The 19,183-nt window shown below is 52.0% G+C and carries 16 protein-coding genes; 10 read left to right on the top strand and 6 right to left on the bottom strand.

All coding sequences use genetic code 11. The features are described from left to right. The first annotated feature begins 159 nt into the window (after positions 1–159). Together CKL79_RS00220 and CKL79_RS00225 are read left to right on the top strand one after the other, a co-directional pair. Positions 160–999, top strand: coding sequence for a hypothetical protein (locus CKL79_RS00220; RefSeq protein WP_121967578.1), 840 nt, complete (start codon positions 160–162; stop codon positions 997–999). Between the two features lie 303 nt (positions 1,000–1,302). Beyond that, the gene (locus CKL79_RS00225; RefSeq protein WP_121967579.1) at positions 1,303–1,398 is read left to right on the top strand and encodes a PEP-CTERM sorting domain-containing protein; all 96 of its coding nucleotides are present in this window, start codon (positions 1,303–1,305) and stop codon (positions 1,396–1,398) included. Positions 1,399–1,410: 12 nt separating this feature from the next. Here CKL79_RS00225 and CKL79_RS00230 read toward each other — a convergent pair whose 3' ends face one another. The 5 genes from CKL79_RS00230 to CKL79_RS00250 form a co-directional block, all read right to left on the bottom strand. Further along, on the bottom strand, positions 1,411–1,881 hold the full coding sequence (locus CKL79_RS00230) for a PPC domain-containing DNA-binding protein (protein ID WP_121967580.1): 471 nt from the start codon (positions 1,879–1,881) through the stop codon (positions 1,411–1,413). Between the two features lie 43 nt (positions 1,882–1,924). Next, entirely contained in the window at positions 1,925–2,767 is an 843-nt protein-coding gene (locus CKL79_RS00235) for a YdcF family protein (RefSeq protein ID WP_121967581.1), read from the bottom strand. 127 nt (positions 2,768–2,894) lie between these two features. Then, entirely contained in the window at positions 2,895–3,863 is a 969-nt protein-coding gene (locus tag CKL79_RS00240) for a protochlorophyllide reductase (protein WP_121967582.1), read from the bottom strand. Positions 3,864–4,030: 167 nt separating this feature from the next. Next, on the bottom strand, positions 4,031–4,888 hold the full coding sequence (locus tag CKL79_RS00245) for a class I SAM-dependent methyltransferase (RefSeq protein WP_121967583.1): 858 nt from the start codon (positions 4,886–4,888) through the stop codon (positions 4,031–4,033). 26 nt (positions 4,889–4,914) lie between these two features. Continuing rightward, the gene (locus CKL79_RS00250; protein ID WP_121967584.1) at positions 4,915–6,249 is read right to left on the bottom strand and encodes a cytochrome P450; all 1,335 of its coding nucleotides are present in this window, start codon (positions 6,247–6,249) and stop codon (positions 4,915–4,917) included. Positions 6,250–6,871: 622 nt separating this feature from the next. Between CKL79_RS00250 and CKL79_RS00255 the strand changes: the two genes are divergently transcribed. Further along, positions 6,872–7,975 (top strand): SLBB domain-containing protein, encoded by a 1,104-nt coding sequence (locus tag CKL79_RS00255; RefSeq protein ID WP_121967585.1) that lies wholly within the window; start codon positions 6,872–6,874, stop codon positions 7,973–7,975. Between the two features lie 16 nt (positions 7,976–7,991). Here CKL79_RS00255 and CKL79_RS00260 read toward each other — a convergent pair whose 3' ends face one another. Next, complete coding sequence (locus tag CKL79_RS00260; RefSeq protein WP_121967586.1) at positions 7,992–8,885, bottom strand: WecB/TagA/CpsF family glycosyltransferase; 894 nt, start codon at positions 8,883–8,885, stop codon at positions 7,992–7,994. A 1,126-nt stretch (positions 8,886–10,011) separates the two neighbouring features. Here CKL79_RS00260 and CKL79_RS00265 point away from each other — a divergent pair. The 7 genes from CKL79_RS00265 (at position 10,012) to CKL79_RS00295 (ending at position 19,158) form a co-directional block, all read left to right on the top strand. Continuing rightward, positions 10,012–10,986, top strand: a complete 975-nt coding sequence (locus tag CKL79_RS00265; RefSeq protein WP_121967587.1) for a glycosyltransferase family A protein — start codon at positions 10,012–10,014, stop codon at positions 10,984–10,986. An 83-nt stretch (positions 10,987–11,069) separates the two neighbouring features. Next, entirely contained in the window at positions 11,070–11,666 is a 597-nt protein-coding gene (locus tag CKL79_RS00270) for a sulfotransferase family protein (RefSeq protein WP_141242117.1), read from the top strand. Positions 11,667–11,731: 65 nt separating this feature from the next. Further along, complete coding sequence (locus CKL79_RS00275) at positions 11,732–13,180, top strand: oligosaccharide flippase family protein (RefSeq protein WP_121967589.1); 1,449 nt, start codon at positions 11,732–11,734, stop codon at positions 13,178–13,180. Between the two features lie 64 nt (positions 13,181–13,244). Further along, positions 13,245–14,387 (top strand): glycosyltransferase family 4 protein, encoded by a 1,143-nt coding sequence (locus CKL79_RS00280; protein ID WP_121967590.1) that lies wholly within the window; start codon positions 13,245–13,247, stop codon positions 14,385–14,387. A gap of 72 nt (positions 14,388–14,459) precedes the next feature. Next, a complete protein-coding gene (locus tag CKL79_RS00285; RefSeq protein ID WP_121967591.1) occupies positions 14,460–15,578 on the top strand; it encodes a glycosyltransferase in 1,119 nt (372 codons plus the stop codon). A gap of 19 nt (positions 15,579–15,597) precedes the next feature. Beyond that, a complete protein-coding gene (locus tag CKL79_RS00290; RefSeq protein WP_121967592.1) occupies positions 15,598–16,950 on the top strand; it encodes an O-antigen ligase family protein in 1,353 nt (450 codons plus the stop codon). A 171-nt stretch (positions 16,951–17,121) separates the two neighbouring features. Then, positions 17,122–19,158: a P-loop NTPase gene (locus tag CKL79_RS00295; RefSeq protein ID WP_121967593.1), complete on the top strand. Its 2,037-nt coding sequence runs from the start codon at positions 17,122–17,124 to the stop codon at positions 19,156–19,158. Positions 19,159–19,183 lie beyond the last annotated feature (25 nt).

Below are 19,183 nucleotides of genomic sequence, written 5' to 3' on the forward strand. Positions count from 1 at the left end.
GTGCCCGGCTGATGGGTTTTGCTAGCGTAAACCCAAAGTTTACATCAACCAAATTTGTACAAATATCTATTTATTCAAACCAAAGGAGAAAATATGGTGAACCGATTCTGGGTTGCCTGTCGATCTAATTGGCGATTCTGCTGGCCACCGTCAGCGCTCATGCTTGTCCTTAGTGCGTTTGCAGCTTCTGGTTTACCTGCTTATGCCCAGAGGACGACTATATTTGATCTAGATCAGGCGATTTGCGCGAATGACTGGTATGAAGCGGTCAATATCGTTGGGATGCTGGTTGCTGATGACCAGACAACTGACGGTAATCGCCGTGCGCTTTTGGATCTGCGCCGACAGTTAGAGCGCTTTCGAGCAGAGAATATTATCGTGACTGATGAGCAGGCTTGCGATCGCGCCAATCCATACCTGCTAGAAGCAACCTTGCCGCCGACTGTCCAAACTGGTGAGCCGCTCGGGTGGAACAGGGCCGTTGCCGCTACGACGAACAACCGCTACTCCGCTCAGGTCGTCACCGAAACCGAAGCCTTTGCGCTGCCAGTAGCCATGAGCAATCCGGTAGGGCTGACCCCGGCTGAACCGATTGATTTGAGCCGGGGTCTAAACGTCATTGCAGGCCATGTAGGGCCGGGCCATCAGGTGTATGGCTTTGTCGCGGGTTTGGGCGATCGCCTCACCATCAATCTAGAAGTCACGCAGGTGATGACGGGCAGCCTCTACACAAGTGACGATTCGCAGCTATTCATTTTTGATCGCAGCGGCGCGCTAATCGCGGCAGCCGATGATACCGATGGCGGGCAGCAGTCTCGCATTAGTGACCTGATGGTGCCTAAAACCGACTTATATTTTGCGGTCGTCACGAGCTATAACAACGACCCCATTTTTGACTCAGCAGGCCGACTCACTGGCTGGCAGGACAATGGCGGCGGTCGGTTTGACTATACGCTTTCAGTCTTGGGGGCAACGCCGACTGGTCGGTTGGTTCGATAGGGGAGCAGAGCGTCAGACGGTGACATATTCAGCAGGGCGATCGCTGGCTAGCATAGCTTGTGCCTTTGATGAGGAGAGGCTGAGCGTAGCCTGTGAGCAATTCACTGTGACTACTCAGCCAGATTCAGCAGCCCTTAATGAAGACTCAGATGGCAGCTCCTTGGCGATGGCATTCTTAAATCACTGAAGCAAACACACTGCTTTCTCAAGAAAACCAAACTAGGAATTCCATCATGAAACGATTCTTCACGCGAAGACGGCGTATCTCACTCAGGGAACTACGAGTTTTTCATTGCCGACCCGATGGATGCTAAGTCTGTCCCTGAACCGGCTAGTGTACTGGGTTTAGTGGCTTTAGGCGGGTGGATAGTAGCCGGTAAGCGCAAGGCTGTGGCGTAAAGGCGGGCACGGTCACGACTGGTTGGGGGAGACAGTCAGCTCTTTGGCCCCTGTCGTTTCATCAAATATGCGGCGAAACCTGACTTCGGGAATAGAGACGATTACCAGCTCAAGCGTAGTGTATACCTGGCATCCGTAGACAACATGGCCGCCGATACACTCCCCTTGCGAGTTGGCAACGGTCATATGCAAATGGACGCCGTCTGCCCCTAGCGTGCCAGACAGGGTTAAGACTTCGTGTTTACCTTCTAGCTCAGTGAGGGTGTCGCTATTGGCAAAGCGTAGACATACTTCAGATAGGCTGCCCACCGCACTGAGAACCACGCCTGCACTGATCCTTTCTCTAATGGCAAGAGATTCTAGTTCCTGGCGAACATCCTCACCGGGCTTAAGTCTTAGAGAGATGGTTGTCGGTGTGATGGGTTCACTGGGTGCTTCAGAGGATGAATTTTGCAGTGGTTCAGGGACTGATTCGTCGGTCATGGCAAGTGACTGCGGTAGGAGGGGCTCTGGCGATTTTATCAGCTTAGAGATGGCCAGCGATATTTTCTGGCTCTATGGAAGCGCGGTTCGGCTGTTGCGCGGGTAAGTGCCTGCTGTCTGCATAGATGACAGATACTGGCGGTACCTTACGGGCAGAGTAGCGACCGAGAAGACCATAGCTAACCAGGCCGAGGCTTTCTCTAAAGACTAAAAACTGCCTTTGAATGCGCTGGGTATTTTCGGCGACTGGACTGATGTGGGGAATGACCTCGAATCCGAAGCTCTCAAAAGTAAGGAGCGATCGCATCATGTGCAGCGGATCGGTGACTAAGATAATTTTATCTATGCCCTGGGGCCGCAAAATCGCAGCGGTAAATTCGGCGTTTTGGTCAGTAGTGAGTGAGCAGGGTTCTCCGGCGATCGCTTCTGACGGCACCTGCTGCTGCTGTAATAAATCGGCGATTCGCGGAGCATCACCGCGTCCGCTGGCAAAAATTAGCGGAGCCCGCTGGTTATTCCACAGCTTAGCCGCTTCTCTGACGCGCATCGGATTTTGCTCTGACCCTCGGCCCAGCACGACGATGGCCGCTGCTTTTTCACCAGAATCGGGCGGGACAAAACCCACCAGCAGTTTATTGCCTAACCCCATCAGAATAGGTGAGGCAGCTGTCAGGTAAATGACTAGCAGACTACCGCTGAGCATGAGCGCTGGCTTTTGCCAACGGGCCTGCCGGACTATCCAGGGTAGGCCAGCGATCGCGACTAGAGCCAGCACCACTAGCAGTGGGTGAGAGAATACGAAAGAAAATACATGAGTCACTCTCCAGGTCAGCATTGACCAGAGGCGTGTGGACGATGCCTGCTGGCACAGAGCAGAATCTAGCATGTGAGAGCATCTCTCAAGGCTGAAACAACGGAGGAGCGATCGCTCCCCCCATTAGTTTTGACACACAACTTAATATCTGTCAGTAGCCAGCCTTGCAAACTGTACCTTTTGGATCTGTATTGCAGAATTAGGTCACGCCGACCAATTTTTCGCTGAGTTCCCACAGCTTGCCTGCTTTGTTCTCATCGGCGGCTTCGCTGGAAACTTCCTGGCAGAAGGCTTCGCGATTTTCGTTCTGGCGGTTGCCCCAGCTCCAGTACACGCCCGATTTGTTGTAGCCTTCGTCGGCGACGACTTTGGCGACGCGATCGCCTGACTCTTCTTCAGAGACATACCCGCCGGTGATATTCTTCTGAAAGAACGGAAAAATCGTCTGAAATAGCTTGGGCGCATCCCTAAAGAGGTCAGATTCGGCCACGCAGCCCGGATAGAGCGCGTTGAAGACGATCCCCGTATCCTTGTGATAGCGGCGGTGCATTTCTAGCATGGTCAGCATATTGCACAGCTTGCTGTCTTTGTAGGCTTTCCCTGGCTTGAACTTTTTGCCGTCGATCATGGCAATCGGCGCTTTGAACCCGAGTTCCATGCCCTTCAGGTCGCCCAGATCGGGCGGTGCCGGGATCGGGATTTTGCCGCCTAGCTCCTTGGGATTGGCCGTTACGGTGCCCAGGGTTACCAGGCGAGGCTCCGGGTGAGCCGCCTTTTTCATATCCTCTAGCAGCAGGTTGCACAGCAAAAAGTGACCGAGGTGGTTGGTGGCGACGCTGATTTCATAGCCGTCTTCACTGCGCTCGGGGGATTTGAGCTGGGGTTTGTAAATGGCTGCGTTGACGACCAGGGCGTCGAGCGATCGCCCGGTCTCCCGAAAGTCTTTGACAAATTGCCTGACGCTATCTAATGAGGCCAAATCCAATTTGAGGATGGTATAGCTGTCAGGGGCCATGCCCACTTCCTCGGCAACTCGTTTGGTTTTGGGTAAGTTGCGGCAGGCCATAATCACATGCCAGCCTCTTTGGGCGAGCGACTTGGCTGCGTATAGGCCAACACCGGAGGAGGCTCCTGTGATTACAACGTTGTAGGTCTGCTGCTGTTCCATGGATCGCTTAAGGGAAATTGCTTTTAGTAGGGCTTTGATGATGCTTGTTAGCTCATCATTATGCTGCCATATGGTTGAAGGAATACAGCGAAGCGTTACCTTTTGCTAAGTTGCTAGCAGCTTTTCTAAGGAGACGGGGAGCAGGGGAGATGAGCTTTGGCGCTGCATTAGTCTGTCAGCAGCGGTGCAACTTGGGAAGCAAACCAGTGGGTGGTTGTTAGCGCGCCGGTTTCTAGCTTTTCTGCCAGTCGGGCTCCCAGGTCTGTCAGCAAGTTTTCTCGGGTCTGCGCTTCGAGGGCGATGTAGCCGGAGAGCGTGCTTAGCAACGCCAGGTATTTTTCAATGCTGTAGATAGACTGACAGCTTTGTATTGCCACGCTGCTGGGCTGAAAAAAGCCGGAGGTGTTCAGCATCTTGGCGAAGGTTTCAAAGTTGCCCTGGTAGTAAGCCTCGCTGCGACCATGTTCTTGCCCCATGTCCGAAAGCTTGTAGCGATCGTAAACGGGCTGTAGATACTGGCAAAGTTCTGCGCTGGGTTGAGGCGGCGTGGCCCAGAGCAAAATCAACGATCCGCCTGGGTTGAGCGCGGCGGCTGACTTTGTGCAGGCAACGCCGGGCGATATCCAATGAAAGCAGGTGGCGGCGAGTACCGCGTCGTATTTTTGGTTGAGCGGATAGTTTTCAAAGGTGCTGTTGTGAATGCTGACGCTGGGGTAGGCTTTGCAGGCTTGACGAGCTAAAGCACAGGCCGTTGCACTCGGTTCTATACCGGTAATGGTTAGCCCTTTTTTGGCAAAGTCAGCCGTGGCAATCCCTGGCCCGCAGCCTATTTCTAGCAGGGTGCTTTGTGCGTTGAGCCCTGCTCGCGCTATCACCTGCTCAATGATCGCCTCTGGATAGCGAGGTCTGGCCCATCGGTAGGCTTGAGCGGCCTGGCTATACCACTGCTGGCGCTCTTCCGGGCTATGGGTTTCATCAAACGCGGCGTACCAGGCGTACCAGGGGTTGTCTTGGGTTGCGTCCATTGCCGTTCTCAGTATGGATTGAGGCGCTATCGACTTTTTAATACTAAAGGGATACCGCTACTCGCCGCGACCAATACCCCACGACGACGAGGGGTGACTGGCTGCTCGTCAGCGAGCCTGAGAGAGCAGTGCTTTAATATTGTTGCCAGCACCAGATTAATCTCTAGCTTTGCCAGGGCGTATCCTAAGCAGCGCCGATTGCCGCCGCCAAACGGCATGAACTCTGAGGGAGAGAACTGTCTTTCTAAAAATCTTTCGGGTTTGAACTGTTTGGGTTCAGGGTAGAGATCTTCGCGGTGGTGAAGCGCATACATGGAGGGCGCTAGGACGGTCTCAGGAGGGAAAGCGTGATCTATGATGGTGACTTTCTGGGTGGCGATTCGAGGTGAGGTGATGGGGGCAATGGGATAGATGCGCAGCGTTTCTGAAGCGACGGCGGTTAGGTAGGGTAAGTGAGCTGCTGCCATACAGTCGGTCCCTTCTTCGAATCCTGCTAATTCTGTCAGCAATTTATCTTTCACCTCGGGCAGTTTGTGAATCCAATACAGGGCCCAGGTCAGTACGGAGGCGGTGGTTTCATGCCCGGCGACGAGCAAGGTCATCAGCTCGTCTTTTAGCTCTATATCCGTCATTGCCTGCCCGTCTTCATCTCGCGCCGATAGCATCAGGCTCAAGATATCGTCGCCCGCCGTTTCAGGCTGGCCTCTTCGTTCTTCAATTTCCTGCTGCAACAAGTTGTAAATCTGTCGTCGCTGGCGCATGATTTTGCCCCATGGACTCCAACTGCCCCAATCTTTTTGTAGCCAGGGAAAAAACAGCATACTGGCGCTGAGCGGCGTCCCGGTTGCATCTAGCAGCGCAATCAGTAGGGACTTGAGCTGCTGATAGCGATCGCCTTCTCGCAGTCCAAACACCGTTTGCAGAATGACTTCTAAAGTGATCTCGGCCATGGCTTCGCTGGCCAGAAAGGGCTGCTGCGGTTGCCAGGTGTTGCTCACTTCGCGGGTAATCTGGCAGATGGTGTCCCCGTAGGCTTTGACCTTGGCACCGTGGAAAGGGGGCATGAGCAGTTTGCGATCGCGTTTGTGGCGATCGCCATCCAGCAAAATTAGAGAATTCTCTCCCAGCAGCGGCTTGAGTATTTGTTGCCCTCTGCCTGCGTCAAACTGTTTGGCATCGACCGCAAAAATCTCCTTAATCGCCTGCGGATTGCTAATAATCACCATCGGCGGAAAGCCAAAAAGCTGAGCGATAAAGATATCTCCGTACTTTTCTGCGCACTCATCTAAAAAATCGTAGGGGCGAGCGATCCATTGAAAGAGCTGCTGAAGACGAGAGAGGTTGACCGAGGGTAGCTGCATGGGGATATGCCTGGTGAGAGGCGATCGCGAGATTTGATCTGGGGGCTTTGCCGATTGCGCTGATGAGTGCAGACAGTCTCAATTTTAGCGACCTGCCGATAGAGCGTGGCAGCGGAATCAGGGCTCACTTACCTTCTGACCTCATGGTTCGCTCAAATTAATTGGAGTTTCAGAAATGCTACGAAAGCAATAGGGTTTCAGTCTATTGACAAAAAAGCAAGTCTATGGTCTGTCGCTCACCATATGGGTGCTCAAGCAATCACAAGGAAAATCCGAGTAATTCTAGGCTGCATTACGCTACATATAGCGTTTCCAGTTTTTGTGGAACCACTAGAATAAATGAGCGAACCGTGAGTAATCAATCTGTCTGGAGATATACAGCGTGGATCTTTAGAAGACGCTAAAGCCGGTGTAAGGTTTGGTTAAAAGCGAATTTGGCAACAACTGTCACAGTTGGCAGAGCAACCGATAGCACGCTCTGCTTTACTGACGAAGAGTTTAAGCAAACGCTTTGCGCTAGGCTGATTTGAGCCGGGAGCTGAGGGGTCACGCACCTCAGCAGGTCTTGTTGTCTGCCAAAGCATTTGCGCGTTGAGCGGTTAAAGAGGGGTCTACTGACACTATGCAAAAACAAATCAGAAACCAACCGGTTCTCAACTCAAAATTGCTTTGGTTGCCTCTAGCGATGCTCGGGGCGATCGCCCAACCCAGCTTTGCTCAATCAGAGAACCCAGCAGACTTGCCCCAACTGTCACCCCCCCCCTCACCAAGCCCCCCACTGCCAGCCTCAGAGCCCGTACCAGAGAGCGATCTGGGCGAGAGCGATCGCTACCTTCTAGGCGGGGGTGACCTGATTCAGCTCGAAGTCTTTAACCTGCCAGACTACAGCAAGCAGTACCAAATTCTTTCCGATGGCAGACTCAGCCTGCCGCTAGTTGGCCCCGTACAGGTGCGCGGCCTGACGATTGAGCAAGCGGCAGCAGCGATTGAAGCGGCCTACGCGCAGTACATTCGCTCGCCTGTGATCACCCTCAACCTGGTGACGACGCGGCCAGTGCAGGTAGCGATCGCTGGCGAAGTCAACCGCCCCGGGGCTTACACCGTCCCCGCCGAACTCAATGCAATCACCGTCACTCAGGCGCTACAGCTCGCAGGCGGGATCACCCAGTCAGCAGACGTTCGTCAGGTACAGGTGCTAAGACCTCAGCCCAATGGCGCTAGCCCCCAAATCTATACCGTCAGCCTGTGGCAGCTACTAAAAGATGGCGACCTGAGTCAAGATCTGAAGCTGACTGATGGCGATCGCGTTTTAGTCCCTGAAGCGATCGCGCTGAATTCAGAAGAGATCACCCAGTTAGCCACCGCTAGTTTTTCACCAGAGACGATTACCGTATACGTAGTCGGCGAAGTAGAGACGCCCGGAGCAGTAGAGCTAGCGCCGAATACGCCCTTAAACCAGGGACTGCTAGCCGCCGGTGGGTTTACCAATCGGGCCGCTAGAGGAGAAGTTAGCCTGGTGCGCCTGAACCCCAATGGCACCGTCGCCCAAGAAGCCGTCGAAATTGACTTCAGCGAGAATCTTGACAGCACGGTCAATCCGCCTTTGAGAGAAGGCGACACCATCGTAGTTCAGCGTTCAGGCTTGGCGCAAACCTCAGACTTTGCAGGGCTTTTACTCTCACCGCTCAGAGGCGTTCTCGGGTTGTTTAATTCCATATTTGACTAGGCTGATGCTTAGCTGCTCAAGAGAGATCGACGCTGCTACCGTCAACAAGCTTCAGCTTCGACTTCTTTAACGCCGCCCGACTGACCTTAAGAGGACGCGAATAGGCCGTCGCTAAAACTAGCTGCAAGGCAAACGCTAAGTTTCCGGCCAGGTAACGCTTGGCCAGTCGCTTAGGCTCCCGTATCAGCCGATACAGCCATTCTAGACCCACGTCAGATATCCAATAGGGACAGTTGGGCACAGCGCCTGCCAGACGGTCAATAATAGCACCGCAGGGAATAATCACCCTGACATCGAGATTATCCATATTATGAGCGATCCACTGCTCTTGAGTTGGCATACCCATACCGACGATCAAGATATCGGGATTCGCCTGGTTAATTTTTTGAACAATACTGGCATTTTGCTGAGCATCGTCACGATCAAAGTAGCCGTGGTGGCCAGCGATATTTAGTCTTGGATAGTCCTTTCTTATCTTTTGAAGAGCCGTCTGTAAGTGTTCAGGCTTAGCGCCCAACAAAAAGAATGAGAGATCTAGATCACTGCCACATCGGAGCAGTTCGGGTACAAACACCGTACCCGGTGTACGATACTCCAGTGGCAAGCGCAACCCCAGAAACTTGATTGCCTTAAGAATGCCGGAGCCATCGCAGGGCACGATATCCGCCCGCCGCATAAAGGTGTCAAACCACGGAAGATGTAGCGCCAGATTAAAGCTGTAAACGTTGAAAAACGCGATCACAAGCCGCTGACGATTTTGACAGGCTTGTTCTACCTCTCGTAAAAGTTCTGGGATGGTAATGAAGCTGATTTGTCGCCCTAGCAGGCTAACGTTAATCCTCGGAAAGCCTGTAGGCTTGTCGCTTAACTGAGGCTGCGACAAGTCCTCTTCATGTGATATTGAATGCATAGTTGTCCCCTGAGTCTTTTGGAATACGAAGCCTCGCCCCTAGGCGATACGGAATTAACCAATGAAAATGCCGTACTTTAGAGCTAAGAATACCGAGCTATCAGGAACATATACGCTCAACCCTAACGTGCAGCATTCACATGAAGAAATTAGAAAAAGACAGTTTAGAAACTGGCTGAAACTATCTCCGTTGATAATACAAGCTCATTCAGAATCCTAAAGCCTAGATTAGTTCACCTAATCAAATGCCGATTCTTACTGCAGGCAGAGTCCAACCACTACCTTACACAACCGCCTTACACAACCGCCTTACACATAGGATGCTTGGCTTTCATTGGGCCTTGCCTTCTAAGAAAAGATTTCTGACTTCGTCACTAGCTTCGTTGCCATTACTAACCTACCACTGCTGTCAGCTGATTACTGTCGCTAATTCATCACATCGATCTAAAGACTGAAGCCCCACCATAGCTGCGTTTGTGTGTCTATAAAGCACGGAAAGAGCATTTAACATTATCAGAGATAAAAAAGCAGTGATCTCAATCAAGGACGAAGACCTAACCCCTTAAAGCAGACGTAAAAATTAAGAGCGAATCTGCCAAAAGCATTGTCTTTGTTAAGTCTGCAGAGCTTCTGACTATCTCGATCTGCTCTTAAAACATCACTGCTTTGACAGGACAAGTGACTGGTTTTCTCCAGTACACGGCGCTGTTTTTAAGGTAGAGTTCTCGTGAGCCTTTCTGAAGCTCCGATGCAGAGTTGCTGTGAGCCTCTCTGTAGGACGGCTACTTTGGTCGAATCTACTATTTGCAGGGAGGGAAATTTTCAAGGAGAAAAATATACACCTTAGATAGACTCCAACCTGAGTAAAGCTGTGCTCAATTAGATGCAGCCTGCTAATGGGGGACGACCCTTTTGAAGCTGCTAATACGGGCGTTTTTCTAAATTTAACTATCAATCAGCATATAAATATAAAACGAAATCGAATATTTACTGAACATTTTTATCAGGAAATGTATCAATTAGAACGCAGTATTGTTGCCAATAAAGTATCTAAAGTGTCAATTTGAGCCGAGTATTTATTTGGCCAGCAATCCGCTTTGTAAAATTGTCTGGGAAGGGACTAAGATTGAAGCAATTATCTAATGAAGTCAGCTCTGAAGTTAGTGTAGTCATTCCTGCCTACAATATCCGTTCTTATCTCATGCCCGCCTTGCTTTCTCTGCAACAGCAAACGCTATCGTCTTTTGAGGCGCTGATTGTAGATGATGGCTCCACCGATGGCACTGCTGAAGCAGCAATCGCCTTTGCCAAAGGTGACCAGCGCTTTAGAGTGCTGAGAAAGAAAAATGGTGGACTCTCTTCTGCGCGTAACCACGGTATTCGCCACGCCAGGTCAGACTATATCGCGCTTTTAGATGGTGACGATCTCTATAGTCCTGATAAGCTAGCGAGACACGTTGCTGTTTTACAGCAAAAGCCTGAAGTTGGGGTTGTTTATAGCGCTTCTCAAGCGATTCGAGATGACGGCAGACCGACACCGATTCGGCTTAGCGGTAAACCAGTCTACGCTGATCCCCTGATAGCGCTGCTGTGCAAAAACTTTATTGGCCACGGCTCTAACGCCGTTTTTAGAAAGCGCATTTTTGAAGAAGTAGGTGAATTTGACGAATCGCTGCGTAGCTGCGAGGATATTGATTTTTGGCTAAGAATTGCCGCTGTCCGGCACTGGCAGTTTTACCGAGACCCTCAGGTTTTGTGCAAGTATCGGGTACGGCCCTCCGGACTCTCTTTTAATGTAGAACGAATGCACTTTTGCCAGATGCAGGTACTCGAATCGGCTCGTCAGCGCTCTCCTGAAACAGTGGAGCCGATGCTGCCTACGGCGCGAGCCTATGCCTACCGGCTGCTGGCCCGGCTCTCATTGAGTGCGGGCGATCGCGACCAAGCTGAGCATTACATTGGTCAAGCCTGGGCTGAAGATGCCACTATCTTTTATCGCGATCCGCGCTCTCTGATTACGCTGGTCTCTGTTAAGCTGATGCCGGTTGCCAATGTGATTATCGGTAGATTGCTGGGCCGGGCCTCATCCGTTCACAAGTAGCTCCCAAATGACTGCTCTCTGCTCTCGTTTACAGCGCACATGAAACAGAATGTCTACTGTCGGGCATGAATTTAATCTTTGCTATGAAAGTATTTAATATAGGACTGCCCAAAACAGGGACTTCTAGCCTGAACGAGGCGCTGATAATATTGGGCTATCGGTCGTTGCACAATCCGCTAGATCTGCGTATGGCCTCCTACCGGCAAGGCGTGTATAGATATGCTCGCGATGACTGGGATGCGATTACCAATTTTGGCGAACATTTTTATCCTCAGCTCGACCAGAACTATCCGGGCAGTAAGTTTATTTTGACAGTGCGCGATCGCGATGCCTGGCTAAAGTCAACAGAGAAATGGTACAGCCAGCCACCGATGTATCCACCGCGCGACAACCAGTCCCGGCTAGAGACATTTGGCTGCATTACCTTTAGCTATGAGCGCTTTGCCTATCTCTATGAGCATCATACCGAGGGGGTAAAGCGCTACTTTGAGCATCGCCCGGATGATCTGCTGATTAGCGAGGTCGGTCAAGACGAGCCCTGGCTTGATATCTGTCAGTTTTTAGACAAGCCGGTTCCTAATCAGCCTTATCCCCATAGCAACAACCGCGCTGGTAAATTTCACAGAGCCGCTAGGCTGAGGCGGCAGCTCGCTACCTGGGTGAGATATGGTGGCCGATAAGCTAATCAGCTAAGGCGCAAAGCAATCTGAAGTGTCTCCTGTCCTCTTTTTATGCCGGGTGCCCGATGTCTTCTAGCTCTCTACTTAAAAGCGGTCTTTGGATTACAGCCAGCAATTTCTCGCGGCGCTTCTTTGCGCTGCTGAGCAACTTAGTTCTGGCGCGGCTGCTGCTCCCGGCAGATTTTGGCGTGATTAGCATTGCCTATATTTTTTGGTCTCTGTTTACGCTGTTTATCCAAAACTCGACGGGTCTTTTTATTCTCTATAAAGGCACGAGCGAAAAGCGCTATCTGGATACGACCTACTCTGTGAGCTTGGCGATTGGGGCGGTGATTGGGGTGGCGCTAGCGGCGATCGCCCCGCTAGTTGCCCGGTTCTTTGACGAGCCTGTACTCACCTGGCTGCTACTGGCCTACTCGGTCAATTTGTTTTTGTCGTCTGGGTATTACGTCTATGCTGCCATTCTGATGCGGCAAAAGCAGTATGGCGTTCTTGCAAAAGATACCTTTATCGCCTCGATGGTGCGCCTTTTGTTTACCATCGGCTCGGCTTTTTTGGGGCTGAGCTACTGGTCGTTTGCCATTGGCGACGCTGCCTTTTGGATCTTGAGCTACGTGCTGGTGCGCTATCAGTCTCACTTGCGGCTCTCGCTGCGAATAGATCCGCAGATTTGGCGAGAAGTGACCAGCTATTGTCTGAGCGCGGTCGGGTCGAGCTTTGGGTTTTATGCCAACTCCAATTTGGACAACTTTGCCGTGGGCAAGCTGCTGGGTAAGGCCAGCCTGGGCTATTACAATCTCGCTTATCAGCTAGCAATGGCGCTATCAACCATTCTCAACCCGGTGATGAATGAGTTGGGCATGCCCGTCTTTGCCGAGATCAAAGATCTTCATTTGCAAGAAAAAGCGCTCTCTGGCGTTGTCAAACAGATTGCCTATTTAGCGACACCGCTCTACGCGCTGATCTTTTTGATTGTTGATCAGCGATTTATTGTCTTTGTGTTTGGTGAAAACTGGGCACCGGTTGCCAATATTCTGCCGTGGCTGCTGCTTTCGACTTATTCAAGGGTACTCAATGGCCCGCTTAAGGTGATGCTCTCGGCTAAAGGCATGCCCAATATCAATGCAAAGGTCAATCTGGCGATCGCCCCAGTGGCCGTAGGCAGCTTTTTTCTGGGCGCTCATCTGGGCGGGGTGATTGGGCTGGCGATCGCCGCAGCCATCATTCTAGGGCTGGTGTGGACTCTCTTTTGGTGGTGGGTTGGCTGTCGCGCTGTGGGCTGGTCAATGGCCCGAATCTTGCTACCAGTGATCAAACCCTTTGTGCTGACGCTGGCGGCGCTCGTCGTTGCTGTGCCGCTGCCATCCATTGTCAGAGCCGTGGCGTTTACCCTTCTCTATCTTGGTTTGCTCAGGCTGTTTGACTCGCAGCAGCTGTTCTCTTATATGGCGATCGCTAAGCAAAGCCTCTCTAAAGTAATCCGCCGCATTCGACAAGCGAGCGCCCAGTCATAAGCGCTATCAGGCTTTCCTCGCTTTCACCAGTGCCCCACCTCTATTAAATGCTGCCCGTAACCCTATGAAAGTCAAAAACGTTTTAGTAACCGGAGAAGCCTTATTCCTGCAGCGACACCGCTTTTTGTTTGAAGAACTCGCGCAGCACGTTCAGACGATGGGCTTTCTAGAGCGCGAACCAGCGTGGTATGAGGCTTCTCCTATTCGCAAAGGCATCAAAGCCTGGTACGGCTTACGGCTCGGCTCATTACAGCAGGCCCACGCCGCCTTTCAAAAACATCCGGCAGGCTTTCGCGATCGCTCACAGCGACTAGAGAACCGCATCTACCAGCTCCCAGCTATCCCCGATTTGATATTTCACGTTTTTGCTACCTACCGACCTTTCTGGTATCCGGCAGAGATTCCTTACGTCTTGTTTTTAGACTTTACATCTGCCCTCTCTGGCCACATGTGGCAACCCTGGGCAGCGGCGATAAGTCCGGCTAGCCGGCAAGGGTGGCTTGAGTGCGAGGGCGCTACCTACACAGCCGCCCATCATATTTTTTGCACGAGCACTGTAGTCAAGCAGTCTCTCATCGAAGATTATGGCCAGCCCGACCCAAAAGTTACGGTAGTCGGAGCCGCTGGTAACTTCGTCAATCAGCCTTATACGGGTGAGAAAAATTTTGGTAGCCAGGTACTGTTGTTTAACGGTTCAGATTTTGAGCGAAAGGGCGGTGATATTGTCTTAGCTGCCTTTGAAAAAGTAAGGCAGGCGCTGCCCAATGCCAGGTTGGTTATTATTGGTAAAAAGCTAGACATCGCTATCGACGGGGTCGAAAATCCTGGCAGTATTACAGACGCTGATCGACTAATTTCTCTCTTTCTCAATGCAGATTTAGTGCTGGCCCCCGCCAGGTGTGACCCGTTCGCCATTTTCATACTTGATGCGATGAACTACGGGGTGCCCTGTGTCATTGCCAAAAACCCGGCCTGCGGCACGGCTGATTTTGTTCAAGATGGGGTGAATGGCTTTGTGATTGATCAAGATCCGCTAGATCCTGATACGCTGGCGCGGCGAGTGATTCAACTGCTCAAATCTCCTGAGCAGCTAGCAGAAGTCTCGCAGGCCGCCAGAGAAACGATGAAAAAGACACTGAGCTGGCAGGCGATCGCCGCTCAGATGATGCAAGTTCTCGCGGCGCTACCCGAAAAAGCCGAGATTTAGACCGAGATTTAGTTCAGGGGTCAGTTTAACTATTGTCACAACAGCTACAGCCATCTTAAATCGGATTTGTCCATGCAGTCTACAGCGTCTCGGTCTACTCCAGATATTGCCCTATTCATTCGCAGTCTGCATGGCGGCGGGGCAGAGCGGGTTTTCTTACACCTGGCCCGTGGCTTTGTCGAACGCGGCCTCTCTGTAGACTTAATTCTGCCGCGTAAAACCGGCGCTTACCTGGCCCAGGTACCACCTGAGGTGCGCATTGTCGATCTAGAATCACCACAGGTTTTGCGCAGCCTGCCCAAACTGGTGAACTATCTGAAGCAGCAGCAGCCCCGCGCCCTGCTAGCCGCTCTGCACTATCCCGCTGAGATTGCCCTGTGGGCGAAGCGCATGGCCGGCAGCTCCACTCGGGTTGTCGTCTCTGAGCGCAATACGCTCTCGGTACAGGCTCGCCATACCCAGCAGCTCTCTGTGCGGCTGACGCCACTCGCCGCCCGGCTGTTTTACCCCTGGGCAGATGATATTGTTGCAGTCTCTCAAGGGGTTGCCGATGATCTAGCTAGCACTACCCGCCTCCCGCCCAACGCCATTAAAGTGATTTACAACCCGACGGTCACCCCCGAGCTGATAGAAAAATCAAAATCGGCGATCGCCCATCCCTGGTTCGCCGACGGGCAGCCTCCCGTTATCTTAGGCGTGGGTCGGCTGCATCCTCAAAAAGACTTTTCTACCCTCATCCGCGCCTTTGCCAGCGTCCGACAGCGGCGGCCCGCTAAGCTGATCATTCTGGGCGTTGGGCCAGAAGAAGCCGCGCTCCGAGACCTGATTGAGACACTGCAGCTCTCTGCCGATGTCGATTTGGCTGGCTTTGCCCAAAACCCCTATGCCTATATGAGACAAGCCGCCCTCTTAGCCCTATCTTCGGCCTGGGAGGGCTTTGGCAACGTCTTGATAGAAGCGCTGGCGGTCGGCACCCCGGTCGTCTCGACAGATTGTCCTAGCGGCCCGGCTGAAGTCTTAAACCACGGCCAGTATGGGTTGCTCGTGCCGGTAGGTGACAGCGAGCAGATGGCCAAGGCCATTCTCAAAACGTTGGGAACTGAAGCTAAACCCGCCGATGACGCCTGGCTAGCCCAGTTTACGCCCGAAATTTGCGTTCAAAAATATCTTCATGTACTAGGATTCTCCTGAGCGTAGTATTCGACCTCTTATGCCAAATTTTCTAGAACCTCTTATAAATCCTGCACGGTTAGTCTCATCGCCGCTTTCGCTGGCGGAAAAGATTTTGTATTGGACGGCTGTACTCACGCCGGTATGGTGGCTATCGGGTATTCAGACGCTGTTTTATCCGGCGGTCGTGATTTTTTTGTTGCTTTACTACTTCAGGTTTGATACTGTCTTGCGGCGGCGGCTGCCCCTTTGCGTATGGGCCTGGCTGATCATGACGGTTTTTATGCTGTGGACCACGATTTTAGGGCTTGAAGATATGTCGGCTGGTCTGACGACGGTGGCAGCGGCGATGGTGACTTTCTTTAAAAGCTACCTGCTGATTTTTGCAGCGATCGCGCTCCCTTTCTTCAGTCGCATTCGTCTTCCTATTTTGACACGCGGCATCGTTTTAATGACCCTCGGCATGTTGGTCAACCTCATCGTTCAGATGGGGCTTCTGGTAGCCGGAATGTCTCAACAGGTGCTAACACCACCGCTGGCCCGGTTAATTCCTGGCGATGTCTCTAGCAGTCTGCTGGTTAAGACAGCAAGCTTTGAGTTTTTTGCGGGTTTACCTGTTCCTAGAACCATCCTACATACTGCTGATCCGCCGATTTTGGGCGTCTGTAGCCTGCTGTGCTTTTTAATCTGCCTGAACGAAACAAACCGCCCGCTGCGCAACTGGGCGCTGTTCAGCACGATTTGCACGCTGATTATCAGCTTCAGCCGCACCGCCTGGATTGGCTTTATCGCCAGCTTGATTTTGCTGGCCTGTCTGCGCTACGCCACTGTCCGTCAGCTACCGCTCTGGCTGACGGCGATCACGCTGTCTATTCTCAGCTGGTTTGAGCTGACTGTAGGAGCGCTTTTGCAAAAACCACAGGAGATTTTCGATAGTGCTCGGGCCTCTTCTTCCTCTACCCGTGCCTTAGTCGTCAAAGAGACATTAGAAGCCTGGCAAGAAAAGCTCTGGCTAGGGTGGGGAGTGATTCGCGGCAGGGCCTGGATCTATGACGATAACTACATTACCTTAGGGTCTTTTTCTACCTATGCCGCTGTCCTCTATCTCAATGGCGTCATTGGGTTTGTTGTTTTTATACTGGCATTAGGGCTAACGGTTGCCGACTTTTACTCAGGTGCTATTCGTAATCATTTTGCCTGTCAGATTGCGCTGGTTGGCTTTTTGATACTGTGTATTTTAATTCAGGCAACGCCACTGAGCTGGATGGCGATCTACCTTTGGTTTTTCTTTGTCTGGATAGGCGCTGTTTTGCAAGAGTACAGACAAGAGACGCAACAGGCCGACCGACTGAGCTGGGAGCAGCTAGTTCACAACCACGCCAGCAGCAGCTAGCGGCCAATTGGCAGGCAGTACGGCATAGATCGTAGGCTATAGACTATACACTTTAGACCGCACACTTTAGACCGCACCCTTTAGACCGCACGCTTTAGACACTGCCTGCCCAATCTGCTAATACGCGCTGATACGCTTTGAACCCTTACTTGGTCTTCGACCAATCTCATAATGGCCAGACTGCTATCTCTGCTGATTAGACACTGGAAGCCTCTCCTGGGCCTAAATATTCTTATTTTTGTCGGCATTATTGCCGGTAAACTGCTGACCTACGAGCCGGTTTGGCAGGCCGATGCCAAGCTAGTCGTTCCCGATACGACCAGTGACCTCGATGCCGACCTGGGTCCGCTGGGCTCACTGAGCACGAACAATCCTGAATTTTCTAATCAAGTCAATCCACTGAAGCTGCAAATATCGATTCTCACCAGCGACATTGTGATCGAGCAAGTCCTAGCTCAAGATCCGCAAAAGGAAAAATTTCTATCGCTGACCAGCTACAAAAAACTGTTTGACATCTCACCTGAGGAGCAATCTACCACTATTGAGATTGTCGCGACCAGCCCCGATCCGACCCTGGCGCAGCAGAGAGTCCAATGGCTGCTACAGGCGTATCAGGCCCGGCTAAACCAGCTAAGAACCTCTGAAAGTAGCGCCCGAGGAGACTTCAACCAAGATAAAGTTAGCCAGGCCAAAGCCGATTTAGAAGCCGTACAGTCAGAGCTAGCGCAGTTTCAACAAGCGTCAGGATTAGTCAATGCCGATGTGCAAACCGCCGAACTCGTCAAGCTAATCAACTCATTAGAAGCGCAGTTCATTGATACCCAGGCCACCGCTCAGATCAATGCCGATCAGGTTGAAGCGCTGAGCGCCCGGCTAGTGCTGACGCCCGATCAAGCGGTGCAGGCACTAGGACTGAATGAAAATGAAAACTATCAGCTGGTGCGCACGCAGCTAGCAACGCTATCAGTAGCGCTGGCCGAAGCCGAAGCCGAGTTTACCCCAGCCTCTCCACAAGTACAGCTAGCACAGCGTCGTCGAGATGAGGTTGCTGCCGAGCTGCAGCGATACTTAAACCAGGTCAATATTCCTTCGTCGCTAGATCTGTCTTTAACCAGCGGGGCAGAGGGCCGCTCAGAGCTGATTCAGCAGATGGTTTTGGCCGATAGCCTAGCGGCAGCTCAGCTCAACCAGGCCGCACAGCTCCAGACCAAAATCGGTCAGCTCAACAACACGCTCAGCTCGGTACCGGAGGCTCAAGCTCGTCTGCTCGAATTGCAGCAGCGCTACGATGTAGCAGAGGGCATTTACAAGGGGCTGGTAGCCCAGAGTCAGCAGTCGAATATCAGTGCGTTCAGCGCTTACCCGAGTATTCAGGTTTTAGATCCGCCCCGGGTTGACCCAGAGCCGATTGGCCCCAATTTGAAGCTGGCAATTGTCAACGCGCTGCTAGCGGCCATTGTCTTTAGCGCGGCCCTGCTGCTGCTGCTAGAAGGGCGCGATCCGCTACTCTCTCCTAAAGATTTGGAGACGATGAAGTTTGACTTTATTTCGCGCATTCCCCGATTTAAAGCTAACTTTGCGAAGCCAGTGCCTGACAAAGATCAAGAAGATCTCGTCGAGCTTCAGTGGTTGGCCTCTACTATCAGCGCCCAATCTTTGGCTAATCGAACGCTACTGGTAACGAGCGCAGTAGAGGAAGAAGGCAAAACGGCGATTACGATTGGCCTAGCAAAAGCTCTGGTCAATTTGGGATACAAAGTGCTGATTATTGATACGGATGTCTACCGGCAAGAGCTGAGCCAGCGGCTAGGAGTTAAGTTGTTTAATTTGCCTGGCCGTGAGACTGTTGATGTGCAGCCAAATCTATCGCTCAAGGCTCTCTCTGCTGATAAGCGCAGCCTCAAAGATGAATTCACCTATCTCTGGAGCCATCAGCAGAGTCACCGGCAGTACGATTATATTTTGGTAGATAGCCCGCCTTTTACAACCAGTAGTGAAGCGGCTTTTATGAGTCAGCTGATTGGTAATGTTTTGTTTGTCGTCCGACCAGATCTGAGCAGTCGCAATCGGGTTTATCAAAGCCTCGATCAGCTCGGTCAGTATTCGATCAAGCTGCTGGGGCTGGTGATTAACTACGATCAGGCGCAGACCATGCCCTACTCGCCTACTCGCACAGTGAATGAGCCAGCGAGCGTTGCCAACAAGTGATCCGCCAGCTAGAGTCAGTTCGCAG

It is taken from the genome of Leptolyngbya sp. BC1307, from assembly GCF_002286735.1.
Lineage (GTDB): Bacteria > Cyanobacteriota > Cyanobacteriia > Phormidesmidales > Phormidesmidaceae > Phormidesmis.

Coding starts and splice junctions, on each gene's coding strand:
- CKL79_RS00260 (WP_121967586.1), bottom strand. CDS start 8,885: ATGCATTCAATATCACATGAAGAGGACTTGTCGCAGCCTCAGTTAAGC.
- CKL79_RS00255 (WP_121967585.1), top strand. CDS start 6,872: ATGCAAAAACAAATCAGAAACCAACCGGTTCTCAACTCAAAATTGCTT.
- CKL79_RS00275 (WP_121967589.1), top strand. CDS start 11,732: ATGTCTTCTAGCTCTCTACTTAAAAGCGGTCTTTGGATTACAGCCAGC.
- CKL79_RS00290 (WP_121967592.1), top strand. CDS start 15,598: ATGCCAAATTTTCTAGAACCTCTTATAAATCCTGCACGGTTAGTCTCA.
- CKL79_RS00285 (WP_121967591.1), top strand. CDS start 14,460: ATGCAGTCTACAGCGTCTCGGTCTACTCCAGATATTGCCCTATTCATT.
- CKL79_RS00280 (WP_121967590.1), top strand. CDS start 13,245: ATGAAAGTCAAAAACGTTTTAGTAACCGGAGAAGCCTTATTCCTGCAG.
- CKL79_RS00245 (WP_121967583.1), bottom strand. CDS start 4,888: ATGGACGCAACCCAAGACAACCCCTGGTACGCCTGGTACGCCGCGTTT.
- CKL79_RS00295 (WP_121967593.1), top strand. CDS start 17,122: ATGGCCAGACTGCTATCTCTGCTGATTAGACACTGGAAGCCTCTCCTG.
- CKL79_RS00270 (WP_141242117.1), top strand. CDS start 11,070: ATGAAAGTATTTAATATAGGACTGCCCAAAACAGGGACTTCTAGCCTG.
- CKL79_RS00250 (WP_121967584.1), bottom strand. CDS start 6,249: ATGCAGCTACCCTCGGTCAACCTCTCTCGTCTTCAGCAGCTCTTTCAA.
- CKL79_RS00240 (WP_121967582.1), bottom strand. CDS start 3,863: ATGGAACAGCAGCAGACCTACAACGTTGTAATCACAGGAGCCTCCTCC.
- CKL79_RS00230 (WP_121967580.1), bottom strand. CDS start 1,881: ATGACCGACGAATCAGTCCCTGAACCACTGCAAAATTCATCCTCTGAA.
- CKL79_RS00235 (WP_121967581.1), bottom strand. CDS start 2,767: ATGCTAGATTCTGCTCTGTGCCAGCAGGCATCGTCCACACGCCTCTGG.
- CKL79_RS00225 (WP_121967579.1), top strand. CDS start 1,303: ATGGATGCTAAGTCTGTCCCTGAACCGGCTAGTGTACTGGGTTTAGTG.
- CKL79_RS00220 (WP_121967578.1), top strand. CDS start 160: ATGCTTGTCCTTAGTGCGTTTGCAGCTTCTGGTTTACCTGCTTATGCC.